We start from the raw sequence: 20,009 nt of genomic DNA on the forward strand, positions 1-20,009 counted from the left end.
CTTTAAAAAGGTCTCTTTTTTGCGTTTAAACTGAGACGACATTTTGCTCAATTAATTTTTTAATGAACGGGCTAATATTTTGTGGTAGCTCATTTAAATTAAAAAATTGTACATGTAATGATTCGACTCCATCAGCCTTTAGCAAGCCACCTATAATATCTTTGCAAAGGTAAGCGATTGTTATAGGGTAAAATTCATCTCCGTTTGGTAATTTAACAAAAAATTCTTTACCTGAAAATACACTTACTAGCTGAAGTGTACCAATTTTAATTCCGGTTTCTTCAAGTACTTCTCGTCTTCCAGCTTCTTCTGTAGATTCACCAAGTTCCACCAAACCCCCTGGGACACCCCACATGCCATTTCGTCTTTGTTGTAGTAGTATTTGTTCTTGTTCATTGAAAATAGCTACAGCAACGCCTGCTAAATTTAGTGGTCTTGATCCAACAACTTTTCTTAGTTCTTCAATATATCCCATTGGTTGTAACCTCCGCGAGTAATAATATTTTCAAATGAACTATTCGATGTCATGTGAATGTTTTCCTTTTATCGAGATGAGTAGTGAAGCTTAAAGTAAAGTCATTAAAAAAATTCAATTATCACCTCCCTTTAGGTTATGAAAAAGGGTATATTTATAGAAGAATGTGTAACGAATCTTAAAATATAGCGGCTTTGTATAGAATTTTTATTAGTTAAGGAAGTGGATGGATGAGTTTATTAGCGTATACGGAGGAATTTTTTAATTATGTAAGGGAGTTTTTACTTTTAAGATTTTTACTATTTGCTTTCGTTCTGCTTATTATTTCTTTTGTTATAAACCGTAGTATTGATTGGTTTTTTAGGAAATCAAGTTTTTTTGATGAGGAGGTAGAGCAGACGATTCAAAGTGTAATTCGATCTATTTTTAGATACATCATTATCATCAGTCTTATCATATATTTAATTAGCCAATTTGTAGATATAAAAAGTATTATTGCAGGTGCAGGTATAGCGGGGGTTGTCATCGGCTTTGCGGCACAACAAATGCTAAAAGATGTTATATTAGGCTTTGCAAGATTAGCGGACAAAGAGTTTCGGGTTGGCGATTTTGTAACTTTTAACGGAACAAATTCAGGAACGATTGAGGAAATTAGTATTCGTTTTATGCAAATACGTGAATGGTCAGGAAAACTACTTACGATACCACACGGAGAGATTAGAACGATACAAAACTTTAATAAAGGATGGATGCGTGTAATTGAACGCATTACAGTAAGTTATCAGGAAGATCCAACAAGAGTGAAGGAATTGTTAGAAGAAGTATGTGTTATATGTAATGAAAAATTAGATCAAACTCTTTATAGAGTAGAAGATGAGGCTGTTGAACCATTCAAATATGTCGGTGTTACAGACTTAAATCCTAACCTGAAATATGTGGGCTATGAATTTTGTATTACAGGTTTGATAAAGCCGGAAGATTATTTTGAAACTTCTAGACAAGTAAGATTTGAATTAATGTCTATGTTCCATAAGAATCAAGTGCAAATGCCAGCGACGAATATGTTTGTTACTACTGAAAACTCACAGCATACTCATGAGAGGAAATCTTTATCAGATAGCTAAAGGAAAACAAGCTTATTCTTCTTTTCCTAAAAAATAATTTCAGCACTTGGCGCAGCTTTGCTGCCAAAGTTTGAAAAAACAATAATAAAATGATTGAGAAATAAAAAAGAGCTGAAGAATACAGCTCTTTTCTTTATTTGTAGGATTTAGAAATTTCTTAATGTTATAATTGTATGTGGTGATGAGAATGAATTTTGAAGAAAAAGATATGCATCGTTTAGAAGCATTAAAAGAAATTGCTGAATTATTAAATGAAGCAACAAACTTACAGGATATGTTAGAAAAAGTGTTACATACATTGTTACAAGTCATGAATTTACAAACAGGGTGGATATTCTTTATTGATGAAAGTGGAAAGCATCGTATGCTTGTAGACGAAAATTTACCACCAGCTCTTACGTGGCAAGAGAAGAAGCCGATGTGCGAAGGGGACTGTTGGTGTGTAGAGCGTTTTGTGAATGGGAGATTGGAAAAAGCGACTAATATCATTGAATGTAAGCGAATAGAGGATGCAATTGAATGTAATTGGGGAGAGACAGAAGATGTTACACATCATGCGACAATTCCGCTTAGGTCTGGATCAGAAAAATTTGGCCTTTTAAATGTGGCCGCACCTCATAAGACGCATTTTTCTGAGGAAGAATTAGCGTTATTAGAATCGATTGCATTTCAAATTGGAACGACAATACAACGTATTCAATTAGTTGAGAAAGAACGTAAATATGTAGTGGTAGCGGAAAGAAATCGACTTGCACGTGATTTACATGATTCAGTAAAACAATTGTTATTTTCTATTATGCTAACAGCAAGAGGTACTCTGAATATGACGCAAGATAAAGAATTACAAGAGATGTTAAGTTATATTGGAGAATTATCACAAGAAGCATTACAAGAGATGACGCTATTAATTTGGCAATTAAGACCTGAAGGATTAGAGAAAGGATTAGCAGAAGCGATTCAAAATTACGGGAAGTTATTAGGAGTTCAAGTGAAAGTTCGAATTGATGGGATGGTTTCAATTGGGGATGAAATAGAAGAAGTTTTATGGCGTATTAGCCAAGAGGCACTACATAATTGTAAAAAGCATGCTTCGTGTGAAAAGGTACATGTTCTTTTAAAAGCAGAAAATAACCAATTACATTTTTACATAGAAGATAATGGAATAGGTTTTATACAAGAGCAAGTAAGGGAATCAGCACTTGGCCTGAAAAGTATGAAGGAACGCATTCAGTTAATGAAGGGATCGTTTCAAATCACAACAGAGCTGAAAAAGGGGACAAAAATAGAAATTCAATTGCCGATTTGAATGGGGGAATAAGGTTGAAGATTAAATTGCTACTAGTTGAGGATCATCATATCGTTCGAAGAGGGCTTGTATTCTTTTTGAAAACGAGAGAAGAATTTGAAATTATTGGGGAAGCGGAAAATGGTGAAGAGGCATTACGTTTCGTGCAAAAAGAAAAACCAGATGTCGTACTAATGGATGTATCGATGCCGAAAATGGATGGAATTGAGGCAACAAAACGTCTAAAGCAATACGATGAGACGATAAAGGTACTTATATTAAGTAGTTTTTCAGAGCAAGATTATGTTATACCAGCACTCGAAGCTGGAGCAGATGGTTATCAATTAAAAGAAGTACAACCTGAGCAACTTGTGGCTTCTATTATTGCAGTACACCAAGGAAATGCGAATTTTCACCCGAAAGTAACACCTGCATTAATGGGGCGTCCCGCAGTAAAGAAGGAAATAGAAAATCCTTTTTCAATGTTAACGAAAAGAGAGCAAGAGGTACTTCGTGAAATTGCGAAAGGAAGAAGCAATAAGGAAATTGCGGCAGAACTTCATATTACAGAACAAACTGTGAAAACACACGTTTCAAACGTTTTAGCTAAATTAGAAGTGGATGATCGTACGCAAGCCGCATTATACGCAGTGAAACATGGGGAGAATTATTCATAAGTATGAATAATTCTGTTATATCGTCTGACAGAATACATAGGAGCAATTAAAATTTATAGTAATGCTTAATATAGGTTTTTCTTCTTTCAATAATTAGGTACAATAAAGTGAAACTTTAATCAGTGAGGGGATCATCCCCACTGATTATAAGTTAAACGAATCGGGTTCTTACGGGATAAAGCTACGATGGAAGGGAAGATATGCTATGTCTGGTACAAGAAGTGGGATTGGAAAGATTCAGGCTTCGTTAAATGGTTTATCACCGAAACTGCGAAGTATTGCCGAACATATTTTGAAACATCCACAAGATGTTGTACATAAATCTATTACAGAATTAGCTGAAGTTACGAATAGTTCTGAAGCTACGATATTCCGCTTATGTAAACACCTTGGTTTGCAAGGGTTTCAAGATTTAAAGATTACATTAGCTCGTGAAATTGTACATACACCGATGCAAAATATTCATGAAGAGGTATCTGCAGAAGATAGTATGGTAACTGTTGCTAAAAAAGTTTTTCATTCGCATATTACAGGACTGCAAGATACATTACATTTGCTAAATGAAACCGCACTTGAGCATGCTGTACGAGCCTTGCAAGAAGCAAGTCGAATTGAGTTTTATGGAAATGGTGGCTCTGGAATTATTGCGATGGATGCGTATCATAAGTTTATGAGAACGGGTATTTCTTGTATCGCTCATACTGATTCGCATTTTCAAATTATGGGAGCAGGTTTACTCTCGAAAAATTCAGTAGTTATTGGTATTTCTCATTCTGGTAGCAATAAAGGACTACTTGAAGCATTAGAAATAGCGAAAGCAAGAGGGGCCAAAATTATTGCGATTACGAGCTATCAGAAATCAGCATTAAGTCAACTTGCTGATATAACGTTATATACATCAACACGTGAGACTGAATTCCGCACAGAAGCAAGTTCATCACGATTAGCACAGTTAAGCTTATTAGATACTTTGTATGTAGGGTTGTCCTTACAACGACAAGAGGAAACATTAAAAAATTTACAAAGTATACGTGAAACGATTTCGATGAAGCGAATATAAAAAAGCTCTTCAAATGCTAAATTTAGATAATAATTTATAGGATAGTTAGTCCATTATCGGGCTGATTATCCTTTTTTTATTTACATAATGGATAAAAAGAATGAACATTCAATTTAATTAGTATAATGTAGATATGAAATCTGAATCGTTGGTTTGACTGAGGGGGGAGGACCTGTTACATAAGTAGATTAGTAATAGACGGATTAGAAAAACAAATTTTAGTGGGAAAAACTAGTAAATTAGTTCAAAGATATACATGTTTTTACATTTCAGAACAAGTTAAAGACTATATTGAAAAGGTAATCTCTGATTACTTTTTGTCATTACTTGCAAAAATAAAGGAATCGAACGAGGAAGAGCAATTAGTTATTTCTGAAGGGATCTCCAAGTTTCGTGACTTAATTGATAAAAATAAATGAATTAATGATAAGATACTTTTAATGAGAGGAAAAAGAATTATGTTTCTCATAGCGTATTTACCTATTGTTCTGTATTTATTATTAGAATTTTATAGAAAATCACCTGTTAAAGAAGAAAAACAAAATCGTGGTTCGAGTTTTTTTATTGGAGTGGTTTTTGCATTGATGTTAACTATTCCAGAGGTTATATATTTCTTTACAGTAAATAAGATTCATTCATTGCTGTTTTTTGGTGTTATTATCGGACTAATTGGTGTATGGATAAGGTTTTCTTCAATGAAAATTTTAGGGAGATTTTACAGTAGGAATGTCGGAATGCAGGGGCGACATAAGTTAATTCAAGAAGGTTTATATAAATATGTCCGCCACCCTGGTTATTTAGGAACTTTTTTGACTTTTTTAGGATTTGCTATATCTTCATCTTCGTTCATTGCCATTATGATAAATGTTATTTTATTTTTCCTTGTGTATTCGTATCGTATAAAAATTGAAGAGAGAATTCTTGTTACACTGTTTGGTGAACAATATAAACAATATCAGTCCAAGACTTGGCGAATTATTCCGTTTCTATACTAGGGATTATAGGAGAACGTTCAAAATGAGTTACATTTGAGTGGTATCCAACTGATTTTATTCGAGGAAATACATTTTTCTATTTGGTGAAGTCAGAGGAAGGCACTTTAGACTGTCTATTCTTTATGTAAAATTAGTTTAAAAACTAAAAATAAAAGAACCTCGATAAATGAGGTTCAAAAAACCTACTATTTAAAATTCCCTTCGTAATAAGCAACCCCATATTGAACATATTTTAAATATCATGCAATCGTCCCGCTGTATATAAGATTAAAAAAACAGCTTGATAAACTTCAATGTGAAAATGATGGGGTTTCAAGTTTTTTCTTCGAATACATCAAAAAAATGATTAATAATTCAAACATTGTTCAATATTTAACAGTAGTCTTATAAAATTACATGTTATGATGAACATGTAATGATGATTGAACACTTAAATTTGGCATAATAACTAGCCAAAGTAGTGAGGAAAGTAGTTGTGAGATAAACTCATTAAAACGCTAAAACACTAAAGGGGAGATCACATATGAAAGCAGTAGTGGTTAATAAAAACAGCAAAGCAAACATCGAAGTGATTGAAAAAGAATTACGTCCGTTACGCTCAGGTGAAGCGTTAGTAGATGTAGAGTATTGTGGAGTTTGCCACACTGATTTACACGTTGCGAATCATGATTTTGGTAACACGGACGGCCGCATTCTTGGTCATGAGGGTGTAGGTATTGTTACGGAAATAGCTGATAATGTTACTTCACTAAAGATAGGTGACCGTGTAAGTATTGCATGGATGTTCCAATCTTGTGGACGTTGTGAATATTGCGTAACTGGTAGAGAAACATTTTGTCGGGAAGTTAAAAACGCTGGTTATTCAGTAGATGGTGGTATGGCTGAACAATGTATCGTTACAGCTGATTATGCGGTAAAAGTACCAGAAGGGTTAGAACCTGCCCAAGCATCATCAATTACATGTGCAGGAGTAACTACATATAAAGCTATTAAAGTATCAGGTATTAAGCCTGGTCAACCTATTGTAATCTATGGCTGCGGTGGATTAGGTAACTTAGCTATCCAATATGCTAAAAATGTATTTGGTGCAAAGGTAATTGCAGTAGACATTAATGATGATAAATTAGCCTTAGCAAAAGAGGTTGGTGCTGATATGACTATCAATCCAATTTCTCAAGGTCCTGCTGATAAAATTGTTCAAGAGGAGCTTGGTGGCGCTTATGCTGCTGTAGTAACAGCAGTCTCTAAAGTAGCCTTTAACTCAGCAGTTGATGCAGTACGTGCTTGCGGTAAAGTAGTTGCAGTAGGGCTACCAGTCGAAACTATGGATTTAAACATTCCACGACTTGTACTAGATGGAATTGAAGTAGTTGGTTCTCTAGTCGGTACTCGTAAGGACTTAGAAGAGGCGTTTATGTTCGGAGCAGAAGGAAAAGTAGTGCCGGTTGTTCAAACTTGTTCTCTAGATAAAGTGCAAAGTGTATTTGAAGAAATGGAACAAGGTAGAATTCAAGGGCGTATGGTCATTAATTTTAAACAGCATGATTGTGATTGCAAATAATCTACTTTAAATATAAAAAGCATGAGTCTAACAAAGGATATTTAAAAAGTTAGACGGCATAAAAAGATGATCCCTGTATTCAATAGGGATCATCTTCTTTATATTTTACTAATATCAATATCGATTAATGAGGAATGATTAAAGGTTCACTTTATTTGCAAACGAAAAAGAATCTTTATGTTTAACAAATTTTTTATGATCTGGAACGGTTTGAACTGCTACAACTTGCGAATCTCTTGCTTTCAGTGCATCTTGAATCCCGATTGTCATAAGCTTAATAAATAGAATCGTAATAAAGAATGAAACGAGAGTGTAAAAAATAATCCACCATGAAAGATTCATTTCATAACGATTTAATCCAATAAGGCCTGCCCAATCATTAGATAGAGAAACAGGTTTGAGCACTCCGTCATAGAGTTCACGCATTTGTATCCCGCCAATCACAATGTCAAGCAACGCCAAATGGATAACGAGTATGAGTGTTTGGACGATATGTTCCATAAATACCACAAATAAGCGATCAAGTAATAAGACTCGTAAGTGTTTTTTGATAATATGAAAACGGCTAGCACCCAGTAATTGTGAACTTAAAATGTAATCTTGTTTCATAAATTCATCGACCTCTGAGGATATATATATAGAAAGTGTAGGCAGGGCCACGAAAATAAGTACGAGTACTTGATAAAATGAAAATGGGATATTTGGTTCTAATCTATCAGCATTTGATATGATTACAATATTAACGGGCGTGATGAGTATAAATGCGATAAATAAAGTTGGAATATAATAAAAAACTTCTGAGCATGCCTGGAAAAATCTCTTGAATTTTGGAGCATATAAACTTAAGAGGATTCCTATACATGTTCCGAATAAAATTCGAAAGAAGCTAATTGCCACGGCTAATAAAATGGTGAATTTTGCTCCTTCTAAAATTTGTAAGAAAACAGACTCTCCAAAACGATCAGATCCAAAAGGTGGCATTAACGATGGTGGAAAGGGGGCCTTTCCAAGTAATTCGTTATTGTCATTGTAAAGTAACTGGGGAGGTTTTGGGATGTTATCTTTAAAGAACCAACTATAAATAAAACTAGCTGAAACAAGTATGAAAAGGTAAGTGAAGCCGATTAAAAAGCGCTTTGATTTCCAAATAGATTTCATAATGCTGCTCCTTTCAATTGCTTTTGCCATCTATTCATCATAAGAGAGATTATTTGGAAAATGGTATAAAACGGTAAAATAATCATGACAAGTATAATAAATGCAGCTGGAGGTGAAACAAAGGCCTTTTTAAATAAAAATTGAATAATGCCTTGCATATTAAAAACAAATTCTAAAATGAATAAGTTAGAAAGTAAGAAAACAAAAATCGTTTTTAAATGATGGAAGAAGTGGATAGATGTATTTTTGAATAAATGAATGCATAGTATATAACTTGATGAAAGGCCTTTTCCATATGCAACCTCTACGTAATGTTTTTCTTCTTCTTCTTTTATGTATAACACCATCATCCGAAACATTTGTAATGTAGGTAAGACAGCTAACGATAAAATAGGGAGTAAATAAGCTCGATTTTCATTAAAAGAAATAATAGTGACAGGAGATTCCCCGAATTTCTGAAGTACCCATATGAAAAATATTTGCAAACAAATCATCATCATCATATCAGGGACAGCTTCTAATATGAATACAATTCGATTTATCCATTTTTTTATATAATCTTTTGCTAAAAAATAAAAAAATGCCATGCTAGATGATAGAAAGAGCGCAAGAAAAAAGGCTAAAAATAATATAGTAAATGAATATAGGTAAGGTTCTAAAACAGTTGGAAATAATGGTGTTTTTTTGAAATGGCCAAACTTCGGGTCTGATCCTATAATTACTAATGATTCAGGGGAAAAAACCTGTTTTAACATAGTAACGATCTGATTAAAAAAATAAATAGGTTGAAAGGTAAATCCTTGTTGAGTGATAAATAAATAAGGTAAATTTAATAATAGTAAGAGTGATAAAAGAATTGATGAAAGCTTAATTGTGAATTGAGATATTTTATTTAACATTAAATCCCTCCGACATCTTTTTACAACATTATACAATAAATTCTTCGTTATTGTTTTATTTTTCTGAAAAATAAAAATACTGTCAGATGTTATAGTATGCAAGATATATTTACAAGATAAAAAAGTGATAGTAGGGGGCTGCGCTCTATGTTTATCCAGACAAAAGGACTAGTGAACCTAAAACAATAAACAAGAGCAAAATGCACAGAATTCTCATTCTACGGGTAATTATTTTTCTTGGCCTGATGGTGATGTTACGTGACCGCTAAAAGTGAATATTGCTTTTCAACTCTTTCTTCATGCAAAGAAGTAGAACGTATGGAGGACTACGTATGTGTTGTTAATGAGAGGGAAGAGTGTATTGCGTAATGAATATAACGTAATTTTACTGCACGGAAAAGCTAAATTTAGTATATAAGTGAAATGGAATGAGGGGATATATTTTTTTTGATATGAAAAAAATTTTCTTTTTACAACTTGATAAATGAAAAAATATTTTATATACTAATTCATGTAAACGGTTTACTAAATCGTATTTTGCTAGAAATGAAGGGAAGATTCGCATGGAAACAAGGGGGAGAGTAATCGGGATTGATATCGGTACCACAAGTACGAAAACGGTTGTGTTCACAGAAAAAGGAAAAGTCATTGCATCACATGCAATCGATTACCCAATTATTCAACCGAACGTCGGATGGGCTGAGCAAGATCCTGATGTAATATGTGCCGCTGTATACAAAAGTGTAAGCGTTGCCATTGAAAAGGGGAATGTATTACCAGAAGATATTTCTTCAATCGGTATTAGTACAGCTATGCACGCATTAATTGCAGTAGATGAAAATGGTGCGCCATTAACGCGTTCTATCATTTGGGCAGATAATCGAAGTACGAAGCAATCAGAAAAATTATTACAACAAATGAATGGGCATGAGATTTATAGACGTACAGGTACACCGATTCATCCGATGTCACCACTTTCTAAATTGTTATGGATGAAAGAAGAGGAACCAGAGTTATATACAAGTGCTTATAAATTCATTTCCATTAAAGAGTATGTGATTTACCAATTGTTTTCACGTTATGTAGTTGATTATTCGATTGCTTCTGCTACGGGGTTATTTAATTTAGAAACATTAAACTGGGATGAAGATGTTTTAACTATGTTACATATGTCACCAGAACAATTATCAACGCCTGTACCAACTACTTATATTTTATCGGGTATGAAGCCGGAATTAGCAAAGAAGATGGGGATTCATGAAGAAACACCAATCGTTGTTGGTGCAAGTGATGGAGTTCTTGCAAATGTAGGAGTTGGTGCGATATCACCGGGTGCGGCTGCAATTACAATTGGCACAAGTGGTGCGGTTCGAACAATCTCACCAAATATAAATACAGATGAGAAAGGGAGAACGTTTTGTTACGCATTAACAGATGAGCACTGGGTAATCGGTGGTCCAACGAATAACGGCGGAATATTATTAAGATGGTTACGTGATGAATTTGGTAGTCCGGAGCAAGAAGTAGCAAGAAAGCTTGGAATTGATCCGTATGATTTATTAATTAAATATGCAGAAAGCGTACCAGCTGGAGCGGATGGGCTATTGTTCTTACCTTTCTTATCTGGAGAACGCGCACCTTACTGGAATGCAAATGCTCGTGGTACATTCTTTGGAATCAATCTTCAGCATAAACGAGAACATTTTATACGTGCAGTGATGGAAGGCGTTTGTATGAGTGTATATTCAGTAGCACTCGCAATCAGGGATTGTACAGGGCCACTTACTGAAATACGAGTTTCAGGAGGGTTTGCGAAATCAGCATTTTGGAGACAAATGTTGTCCGATATGATGGGAAAAGAATTGCTTGTACCTGAAAGTCATGAAGCATCTGCGCTTGGGGCAGCGGCAGTTGCTTTATATGCTGTAGGAAAAATTGATTCTCTTGAAGAGGTAAAGGATTGGATTGATATTGTCCATCATCATGTACCGAATAAAGAAAATACGGCTATATATTTAGAAATGTTTTATATGTATGAACGACTATACAATCGCTTGAAAGAAGAATTTGATTGTATAGCTGCTTTCCAACGTAAACAATAGGGGGATTGGGAGAAATGGTAGTTGGGATCGTACTAGCGGCAGTTGTCATACTACTTTTACTTATTACGGTAGTAAAATGGCATCCATTTGTCGCATTAATTTTAACAGCAATTGGTGTAGGGTTAGCAATGGGAATGCCTTTAATTGGAACTTCACCAAAAGATCCAGGGATTATTGATTCTATTAAACTAGGGCTTGGTAATACGTTAGGCTTTTTAGCAATAGTTTTAGCGCTAGGAACGATGCTTGGAAAAATGATGGCCGAATCAGGTGGTGCTGAACGTATCGCTAACACATTAATTAATCGTTTTGGGAAGAAACGAGTTCACTGGGCGATGATGTTCGTTGCATTTTTAGTAGGGATTCCAGTATTTTTCCAAGTTGGATTTGTTCTATTAATTCCGTTAGTATTTACAATTGCGTTAGAAACTGGGGTATCACTTATTACAATTGGTATTCCGCTAGTAGCAGGACTGTCAGTCGTACATGGACTTGTTCCACCCCATCCAGCGGCAATGGCGGCAGTTGGTATTTTTAAAGCAGATGTAGGGAAAACAATTTTATATGCATTAATTGTCGGACTTCCAACTGCAATTATATCAGGTCCACTTTACGGGAAATGGATTGGAGCTCGTATACATAAAGAGGTACCGTTAGATATAGCGGAGCAATTTATTGAAAAAGATAATAAAAAAGCACTTCCTAGCTTTGGGAATACATTGTTTACGATTTTACTTCCAGTATTTCTTATGCTTGGTGCGTCAATAGCGGAAGTGGCGTTAAGTAAAACGAGTCAACTAGCACAAGTATTACACTTTATTGGAGATCCGATTGTCGCTTTATTAATTGCAACCATTTACTCTTTCTTTAGTCTTGGATATGCAAAAGGCTTCTCAAAAGATAAAGTATTACAATTTACAAATGATTGTTTAGGACCGATTGCAAACATATTGTTAGTGATTGGTGCAGGCGGCGCATTTAATAAAGTACTATTAGATTCTGGAATTGGAACGACAATTGCGGATATGGCGAAAGAATCACATATTTCACCGATATTATTAGGTTGGGGAATTGCGGCACTAATTCGAATCGCGACTGGATCTGCAACTGTTTCTATGATGACAGCAGCTGGTATTGTTGCACCGATTGCAGCAAGTACACCAGGTGTAAATGTTGAATTATTAGCACTTGCAACAGGTGCAGGGTCATTAATTTTATCGCACGTGAATGATTCAGGATTTTGGATGATTAAAGAGTATTTCGGAATGACTGTGAAAGAAACATTATTAACATGGACTGCAATGGAGACCATATTATCTGTAGTAGCACTTGGACTAATTTCGATATTAAATATATTTGTATAGAATAGGAGATTGATTAATATGAAACTAGGTTTAATTGGATTAGGAAAAATGGGATTCCCATTAGCTGAACACTTACATGAAGACAAGCACGAAGTAGTTGTATACGATGTAAATAAAGAGCTTGTAGAAAAGGCAGGAAAACTAGGAATTACTGCACGCCATACATTAAAAGAAATGATCGCCGAATTAGAAGCTCCTCGTACAATTTGGGTAATGGTGCCTGCAGGAGAAGTTGTAGAGTCAGTATTAAAAGATGTGTATCCGTTATTAGATGAAGGTGATATCGTTATTGAAGGTGGAAATTCATTCTATAAAGATACGTTACGCCGTGCTGAAGAAGCAAAAAGCTTCGGATTACATTATGTAGATATCGGTACATCTGGCGGTGTAGAAGGAGCTAGATACGGTGCTTGTTTAATGGTTGGTGGAGAAAAAGAAATTTATGACCAATTAGAACCTTTATTTAAAGATTTAGCAGTAGAAAATGGCTATTCTTATGCTGGCCGCGTTGGTAGTGGTCATTTCTTAAAAATGGTTCATAACGGTATTGAGTACGGCATGATGCAAGCAATCGCTGAAGGATTTGAAGTACTAGATAAGAGTGACTTTGATTTCAATTATGAAGATGTTGCAAAAGTATGGGCGAACGGATCAGTAATCCGCGGTTGGTTAATGGACTTAACTGAAAAAGCATTTGCGGATGATCCTAAACTTGATGGCATTAAAGGTGTAATGAACTCTTCAGGAGAAGGGAAATGGACTGTTGAAACTGCGCTTGAGTTACAAGCAGCGGCACCAATAATCGCGATGTCATTATTTATGCGCTATCGTTCTCAGGAAGATGATACATTCCATGGAAAAGTAGTTTCAGCACTACGTAATCAGTTCGGTGGACATGAAGTTGTAAAAAAATAAGGATGTTTTTGAAAAGAAACTTGTGCATAAGCGCAAGTTTCTTTTTTATAGTTTAAGAAATTACTAATTTACAAATACCAATCAATCATCGTTTTTTTGTCACAAATGACAGCTTCAACATTCATTGATTGAACAATATATTCTATATTTTCTTCTTTAGCTAATAATAAGGTTGTAAAGGAATCGTATATACTCATAAATGCATACTCATTGTCTTCGCCAGTAATAATTAACTCATTATTGCTAATGTCCCAAATATCTAATGGAGTAGTATTATTTACCTGTAATAATCCGTTTGTATCAAGAATTGGTTCAGAGAAATATAGATTTCTTGCACCTCTAGAACCGAGGAGTTTAAGTAATTTGTGTAATAAAAATATAGACGTATAATCTTCTGTTGGATAATAAAAATCTTTTTTTAAGTTTGAATGTAGCTTTTCAGCTAAATCCTCTCTTTTATATTCTTCTGAAAAGGCACTAATGGAAGTCAACATGGCCATTGCTAGGTCTGCGTATGAATGTAATCCACTACAAGACATCATTTCCTTCCAAGAAACGGATTTCCCATTATGAATGATTTCTTCAGCGCTAGGATAGATGTGCTCATATGGTCTTTTTCTCACAGACTTTTCCCATCCTAAAGGCATTTGGACAAAAGGATGTAGCAATATAGCTGCAGATTTAAAGTTTCTTGGTAGTTGTTCCAAAATTGGTGATTTGTCATCTAGCCAAATGTAATCCAACAAAATATAACCTCCTCTTAGACTTTGAAATGTACGGATTCCCGTATTATGTTTTTTTGTATTGATTGTATCAAATATAAAGCGAAGCATGAAATATGTCCCAACATAAAAGTAAGAATAAATAAAATGAAGTTTTCATAAATAGTAAAAGGGTGCTTATGTCATCAGTATAGCTAAAAAATGTTGTTACATATGAGAAGAGCGTGTTAATAAAATATGAGGTGGTTAAATGGGAAATGAGCAAGTGAAGTCTGTAAAGGAAGGAAAAAAGTTATGTCTTTGTATGATCGTCAAAAATGAGTCTAGAATTATGGAAAGATGTTTAAATGCAACAAAATCAATTGTAGATTATGTTTCTATTTGTGATACTGGATCGACGGATAATACGCCTGAAATTATTGGAAATTGGTGTAAGGAAAATGAGATACCTGGGACAGTTCATCATGAGCCGTTTAAAAACTTTGGTTATAACAGAAGCTTAGCAGTTTCATTAGCGCAAAAAACATATCCAGAAGCGGATTATTTATTAATATTAGATGCGGATATGATTTTAGAGGTTGATCCGAATTTCGATAAAACGAGCTTAACGGAAGATCATTATCTTACATTGCAATATGATGTTCATATTAAATATTGGCTTACACGTCTATTAAAAGCTTCTTTACCATGGAAATCTGTCGGTGTTACTCATGAGTATTGGGATATAGATCGTTCAAAAGTTGGAGCGAATTACAATACGAGGGTAGATCGGTTAGAGACTCTTGTCGTGAATGATCCCGGAGATGGGGGGAGTAAAGCTGATAAATTTGAAAGAGATGAGAGGTTGTTGTTACAAGGAATAAATGACCCAGAAACAACGCCAGATTTGCATATAAGATATTTATTTTATTTAGCCCAGACTTATTTTCATTTAAGTCAATTTGAAGATTCGATTAAATGGTATAAAAAACGAGTGGAAGCAGGGGGATGGGTTGAAGAGGTATTCTATTCGTTATTGCGAATAGGGTTTTGTTATGAGCAGTTAGCAAATCGTTCAGCAAATAAACAAAATGAAGTGACAGATACTGATGAAAAAGAAAATGTTAAAGGGCAAGAAGAGCAATATTTAGCATTAGCTGTTTTTTATTTTCAAAAAGCATGGGAATATAGACCAACTCGGGCTGAACCATTATACCAACTTGCAAGGTTGTATCGATTACGATCTCAAAATAATATTGCTTTGATGTATGCTCTGCAAGGGAAGGAAATTCCTTTTCCAAAGGATGATCTTCTATTTGTAGATTATCATGTGTATGATTACTTATTTGACTATGAAATTTCTATTAGTGCTTTCTATATACCTCATAAAAAACATCTGGGGGCGGTGTCGCAAAAGTATTTGGAATCGATAAAAAAAGAGATTCCATTCCATATAGCAAATATGGTCGAGAATAATGCGAAATTTTATTAAATATACTTTCGGTTAAAGGAGTAGTGGAGTAATCATGGAATTAATGCGATGGGCGATTGAACTAGGGGAATCGGTACATGGAAATACGTATGAAGAATTGATGCCACTACTAGATTATTATTATGATCGTAATCATTTAAAAGCGTATTGTATCGCAAATCTACTTTTAAACATGGATGTATCAGATGAACATCGGGAAAGAATCGAATTAAGAAGATGCATTGCTGCTTATTATGCTGGATTATATAAAGTAGCAAGAAAACATGCAAATGATTTGTTACTTAAACATCCAGATGTAGATTTATATAAAAATAATTTGAGATTAATGGAAGTTTATTTGAATAAAGAATATGATTATTGTCTTTTTATATGCCCAAAGACATACGGTAGTTTCATAGATGTTGCGCGAGCTTTGAAATGGCGGTTGGAGCAGGAGGGAAATACAGTAATTATATCAGAAACAATACTGGAAAATGTAAAGAATACAGTTGTTTTTGGAGCACATACATACGCATATAACCCGAATCTTCTTCCGAAAGATGCAATTATTTATAATTTAGAACAGCTATACGAAGGAAGTCCATATGCGCACCCCCTTTATTTAATATTATTAAAAGATAGAGTGATTTGGGATTATAGTAAACAAAATATAGAATGGCTAAAACAAAAAGGGGTAGGAAAAGAAATAAAACATGTAGAAATGAACTATGCTCCAACTTTGGAGATAAAAAAAGATGCATTTGAAAATGAGATTACTGAAGATATTGATATCCTTTTTATAGGTGCTCTTAATCCGAGGCGGCAAGCTATTTTGGATCACCTAAAAGCGATTGCCCCCAATTTAAATATAGTTTTTAAAAATAATGCGTGGGGAATTGTTAGAAATGAATTGATTGCTAGGTCTAAAATTATATTAAATATTCATTTTTATTTATCAGGAATTCTTGAAACACCTCGTGTGTCTTATGCAGTCGCAAATAAGAAATTTATTATTTCCGAAAATAGTAATCCAGAAGATGAGGTAGAGTGGCCGGGAATTGTATTTACTCCGTATGAAAAAATAATTGAAAACGTAATGAAATATATAGAATTACCAGAAGAACGGAAAAAATTAGCGGAAACAGCATATAATCATTTTGAAGCCAATGGAAGTTTAAGTACATTGAGTTTGAAAGATGAAACAAAGTAATTGTGCGAAACTCATACGAAAGTATGAGTTCTTTTTTGTTTATCATACTATTTTATGAAACAACTTAACTCTTTATATTGTGTTTTGTATAGAAATTTCTGATAATATATAAGTAGAACTTGAAAACAAAGGGGAGAAATAATCATGAAACTAGTCGTTATTAACGGTACACCAAGAAAATTCGGTAGAACTCGCGTGGTGGCAAAATATATTGCGGATCAATTTGAAGGGGAATTATATGACTTAGCAATTGAGGAATTACCTTTATACAATGGAGAAGAGTCACAACGTGATTTAGAGGCAGTAAAAAAATTAAAAGCGTTAGTGAAAGCTGCGGATGGGGTTGTATTATGTACACCAGAATACCATAATGCGATGAGCGGTGCGCTGAAAAACTCTTTAGATTACTTAAGTAGTAGTGAATTTATTCATAAACCAGTTGCGTTGTTAGCGGTTGCTGGTGGCGGTAAAGGTGGAATAAATGCATTAAACAGCATGCGAACAGTCGCTAGAGGTGTTTATGCAAATGCAATTCCAAAACAAGTTGTGCTTGATGGATTACATGTGCAAGATGGTGAACTTGGGGAAGATGCAAAACCATTAATTCATGATTTAGTTAAAGAATTAAAAGCATATATGGGTGTATATAAAGAGGTGAAAAAACAACTAGGAGTTGAGTGATATGCCATCTCTGTATAAAGATTCACGCTTGTATTTCATTCTAGGGGCCAATAGTTTATCAGCTATTGGTTCCGGAATTGTTATGATAACGATTCCGTGGTTGTTAATTAAAGAGAGTGGTGGAGATACTACGTTTGGCTATGTTTCCATCATCGCAACTCTTATTATGTTTTTATTAACACCGTTTATTGGGCAAAGTATTGATCGCTTTTCAAGAAAATCTTTATTATTATGTAATGAAGGTATCGGGATAGTCGTTATAGGAATGATGGCTATATGGGGATTTACTGGGCAACCTTATCATTCCATTCACTATATTCTTATTTATATAGCAGGCTCTTTTTACTATCTATTATTTTATCCTACAATTTTTGCATTTAACCAAGAAATTTTTCAAGCAGAACATTATAAAAATTTAAGTGGAACAATGGAAATACAAGGACAGTTAACGCAAGTTATTTCAGGAGCGGCTGCTAGCTTCCTTATTGAAATCATTTCTTTAAAATGGATTTTGTTAGTAGATATGTTAACTTTTGCAGGAGCTTTCATCCTTTTCTTATGTATACCGTACGTAAAGAAAAAGGAAGTAAAAAAGAAAGTAACATTTAAGAAGCAATTGTTCGAAGGGATTCACTTCATGCAAAAGCGTCCGAAGTTCTTTTGGTTTTTACTTGCAACTTATATGCCTTTTATCGGTGTGATGATGGCAAATTATTTAATCCCGGTATACATTTCAGATATATTAAAAGCCAGTGCCTCAGTATACGCAATAGAAGGTATGATGTACGGTGTCGGAGCGGTTCTTGCGGGAATAGGTATTCCAATTATGATGAAATATATAAAGATAGAAGTTTCAATCGTCATGACGATGCTCATTTATGTAATTTCAATTACCGCAATGATTATTGAACCTTCCGTAATGTTGTTATATGGACTTGCAATTTTTCATGCAATTGGAAATGCGGGTACAAGAGTGGCGAGAAATGTATTGATGATGGAGGAAATTCCAAACGAAGTAATGGGACGTGTAGACAGTTTATTTAGATTAATCGGTACAGGAATACGAATTGTATTATTAATGCTGTTTACAGCTGGTGTTTCTAAAACTGGGGTAATGCTCCCGTTTTACGTACTTAGCTGTATATTGATTCTATCATTAGGAATTGCTCTTTATTATGTATATTCACAACGTAAAGTAGGGACGAACGTTTCTAATAAATCAATTGTTTAAAAAAACCTTCTGCCTTCCAAGCTTTTTCTATCATGTCTTTCGAGAGGACTTCCACCTCTAAACGTAAGTGAAGATGGGGGGCCTCTCGAAAGAAATATTTTATTTTCAAGAAAAACAGAAACGTACGTTCTCTTTTGCTATAATATCTTTAACAAGGAGGTGAATAAAATGACAAAGGAAAATCCATCAAACTATAAAACTCTTCAAATCTGGATTAAAAAAGGGCATCGTATGTATTCTTATTTTCAAGAATGTTGTCATAACGCTAAGAATATGTACAACACCACAAACTTTTATATACGCCAGGTGTACACTGGATTAACACAAGAAAAAGAGTTGCAGCCTTTGCAAAAAGAAGTTCTGGCTAATATTCATAAAAATATTGGTAAGATGAATGACACACAACTTCTTGCCTATCAGAAGAAATTGGAAAAAGAGAAATTAAAACCTAAAGAAGAACAGAAAGAGATTACATGTAATTTGTTTTCAGAACCTAATTTTGAAAAACCTTATGTAGATTACAACTTTCTAGATGCACTATTTAAGGCTATGATTCAAAATGATTATCGAGCTTTGCCTACGCAATGTAGCCAGTCAATCATGAAAGGTTTGTTCCAAAATTGGAAATCTTTTTTTGCTAGTTTAAAAGACTATAAAAAGAATCCAAACAAATATGCTGGAATGCCTAGGATTCCAAAGTATATTCGTTCTTCTGAAAAAGAGATTCTGTATACAAACCAAGATTGCATCATTAAAAACAGTAGATTTTTAAAGTTTCCAAAGACGAAATTGCAATTAAATATTGGGAAACTAGGTTTCACTGAAGGTAAACTGAAACAAGTTCGTGTGATTCCAAAATACAATGAATATGTAGTGGAATTGGTAATTGATGTTCCTTCTGAACAACAAATTATTGAAGAGAATGCTCGTTATATGAGTATTGATTTAGGGATTGATAACCTTGCAACCATCGTAACAAACACAGGTATGAAACCTGTCCTTGTTAAGGGCAAACATGTCAAAAGCATAAATCAATATTACAACAAAATGAAGAGTCATTTTACAAGCATTCTTAGAAATGGAAAACAAACTAATGAAGG

The 20,009-nt window shown here is 34.2% G+C and carries 18 protein-coding genes; 14 read left to right on the forward strand and 4 right to left on the reverse strand.

Annotation, left to right across the window (positions count from 1 at the left end; translation table 11 throughout):
- Positions 1-25: 25 nt before the first annotated feature.
- Entirely contained in the window at positions 26-475 is a 450-nt protein-coding gene (locus COK05_RS07790) for an NUDIX hydrolase (protein ID WP_098612120.1), read from the reverse strand.
- A 230-nt stretch (positions 476-705) separates the two neighbouring features.
- On the opposite strand from COK05_RS07790, the gene COK05_RS07795 reads away from it, so the two are divergent.
- The 6 genes from COK05_RS07795 to adhP all read left to right on the forward strand — a co-directional run bounded on the left by COK05_RS07795 (position 706) and on the right by adhP (position 7,177).
- On the forward strand, positions 706-1,599 hold the full coding sequence (locus COK05_RS07795; RefSeq protein WP_098612121.1) for a mechanosensitive ion channel family protein: 894 nt from the start codon (positions 706-708) through the stop codon (positions 1,597-1,599).
- 208 nt (positions 1,600-1,807) lie between these two features.
- Positions 1,808-2,905 carry a two-component system sensor histidine kinase CasK gene (casK, locus tag COK05_RS07800; protein ID WP_176539419.1) on the forward strand — a complete coding sequence of 366 codons (1,098 nt, stop codon included), beginning with the start codon at positions 1,808-1,810 and terminating at the stop codon, positions 2,903-2,905.
- A gap of 14 nt (positions 2,906-2,919) precedes the next feature.
- A complete protein-coding gene (gene casR / locus COK05_RS07805) occupies positions 2,920-3,561 on the forward strand; it encodes a two-component system response regulator CasR (RefSeq protein WP_098612123.1) in 642 nt (213 codons plus the stop codon).
- A 205-nt stretch (positions 3,562-3,766) separates the two neighbouring features.
- Positions 3,767-4,621, forward strand: a complete 855-nt coding sequence (locus COK05_RS07810; protein WP_098612124.1) for a MurR/RpiR family transcriptional regulator — start codon at positions 3,767-3,769, stop codon at positions 4,619-4,621.
- Positions 4,622-5,079: 458 nt separating this feature from the next.
- A complete protein-coding gene (locus tag COK05_RS07820) occupies positions 5,080-5,616 on the forward strand; it encodes a methyltransferase family protein (RefSeq protein ID WP_098612126.1) in 537 nt (178 codons plus the stop codon).
- Positions 5,617-6,139: 523 nt separating this feature from the next.
- A complete protein-coding gene (gene adhP / locus COK05_RS07825) occupies positions 6,140-7,177 on the forward strand; it encodes an alcohol dehydrogenase AdhP (protein ID WP_098612127.1) in 1,038 nt (345 codons plus the stop codon).
- A 138-nt stretch (positions 7,178-7,315) separates the two neighbouring features.
- On the opposite strand, the gene COK05_RS07830 is transcribed toward adhP, so the two are convergent.
- Both COK05_RS07830 and COK05_RS07835 read right to left on the reverse strand, forming a co-directional pair.
- Positions 7,316-8,335, reverse strand: coding sequence for an ABC transporter permease (locus tag COK05_RS07830; protein WP_141538946.1), 1,020 nt, complete (start codon positions 8,333-8,335; stop codon positions 7,316-7,318).
- Positions 8,332-9,234: an ABC transporter permease subunit gene (locus COK05_RS07835; RefSeq protein WP_098612129.1), complete on the reverse strand. Its 903-nt coding sequence runs from the start codon at positions 9,232-9,234 to the stop codon at positions 8,332-8,334. Before COK05_RS07835 ends, COK05_RS07830 begins: the two co-directional genes overlap by 4 nt.
- Before the next feature lie 563 nt (positions 9,235-9,797).
- Here COK05_RS07835 and gntK point away from each other — a divergent pair.
- From gntK to gnd, 3 genes are read left to right on the forward strand one after another with little or no spacing between them, the layout of a single operon-like run.
- Positions 9,798-11,336: a gluconokinase gene (gene gntK / locus COK05_RS07840; RefSeq protein ID WP_098612130.1), complete on the forward strand. Its 1,539-nt coding sequence runs from the start codon at positions 9,798-9,800 to the stop codon at positions 11,334-11,336.
- A gap of 14 nt (positions 11,337-11,350) precedes the next feature.
- On the forward strand, positions 11,351-12,700 hold the full coding sequence (locus tag COK05_RS07845) for a GntP family permease (protein WP_141538947.1): 1,350 nt from the start codon (positions 11,351-11,353) through the stop codon (positions 12,698-12,700).
- An 18-nt stretch (positions 12,701-12,718) separates the two neighbouring features.
- On the forward strand, positions 12,719-13,615 hold the full coding sequence (gnd, locus tag COK05_RS07850; RefSeq protein WP_098612132.1) for a phosphogluconate dehydrogenase (NAD(+)-dependent, decarboxylating): 897 nt from the start codon (positions 12,719-12,721) through the stop codon (positions 13,613-13,615).
- A 68-nt stretch (positions 13,616-13,683) separates the two neighbouring features.
- Here the strand turns inward: gnd and COK05_RS07855 are convergent, their stop codons facing one another.
- Positions 13,684-14,448 carry a DUF2711 domain-containing protein gene (locus tag COK05_RS07855; protein WP_016081765.1) on the reverse strand — a complete coding sequence of 255 codons (765 nt, stop codon included), beginning with the start codon at positions 14,446-14,448 and terminating at the stop codon, positions 13,684-13,686.
- A 139-nt stretch (positions 14,449-14,587) separates the two neighbouring features.
- Between COK05_RS07855 and COK05_RS07860 the strand changes: the two genes are divergently transcribed.
- The 5 genes from COK05_RS07860 to COK05_RS07880 form a co-directional block, all read left to right on the forward strand.
- Entirely contained in the window at positions 14,588-15,808 is a 1,221-nt protein-coding gene (locus COK05_RS07860) for a glycosyltransferase (protein ID WP_098612133.1), read from the forward strand.
- A 34-nt stretch (positions 15,809-15,842) separates the two neighbouring features.
- Positions 15,843-16,997: a DNA-binding protein gene (locus COK05_RS07865; protein WP_098612134.1), complete on the forward strand. Its 1,155-nt coding sequence runs from the start codon at positions 15,843-15,845 to the stop codon at positions 16,995-16,997.
- A gap of 144 nt (positions 16,998-17,141) precedes the next feature.
- Entirely contained in the window at positions 17,142-17,678 is a 537-nt protein-coding gene (locus COK05_RS07870; protein ID WP_098612135.1) for an NADPH-dependent FMN reductase, read from the forward strand.
- Between the two features lies 1 nt (position 17,679).
- The gene (locus COK05_RS07875) at positions 17,680-18,909 is read left to right on the forward strand and encodes an MFS transporter (RefSeq protein WP_098612136.1); all 1,230 of its coding nucleotides are present in this window, start codon (positions 17,680-17,682) and stop codon (positions 18,907-18,909) included.
- Between the two features lie 168 nt (positions 18,910-19,077).
- The coding region (locus COK05_RS07880) for a transposase (RefSeq protein ID WP_141538949.1) at positions 19,078-20,009 on the forward strand (932 nt) is incomplete at its 3' end.

The sequence above is a fragment of the Bacillus cereus genome, assembly GCF_002567495.1.
Lineage (GTDB): Bacteria > Bacillota > Bacilli > Bacillales > Bacillaceae_G > Bacillus_A > Bacillus_A cereus_AQ.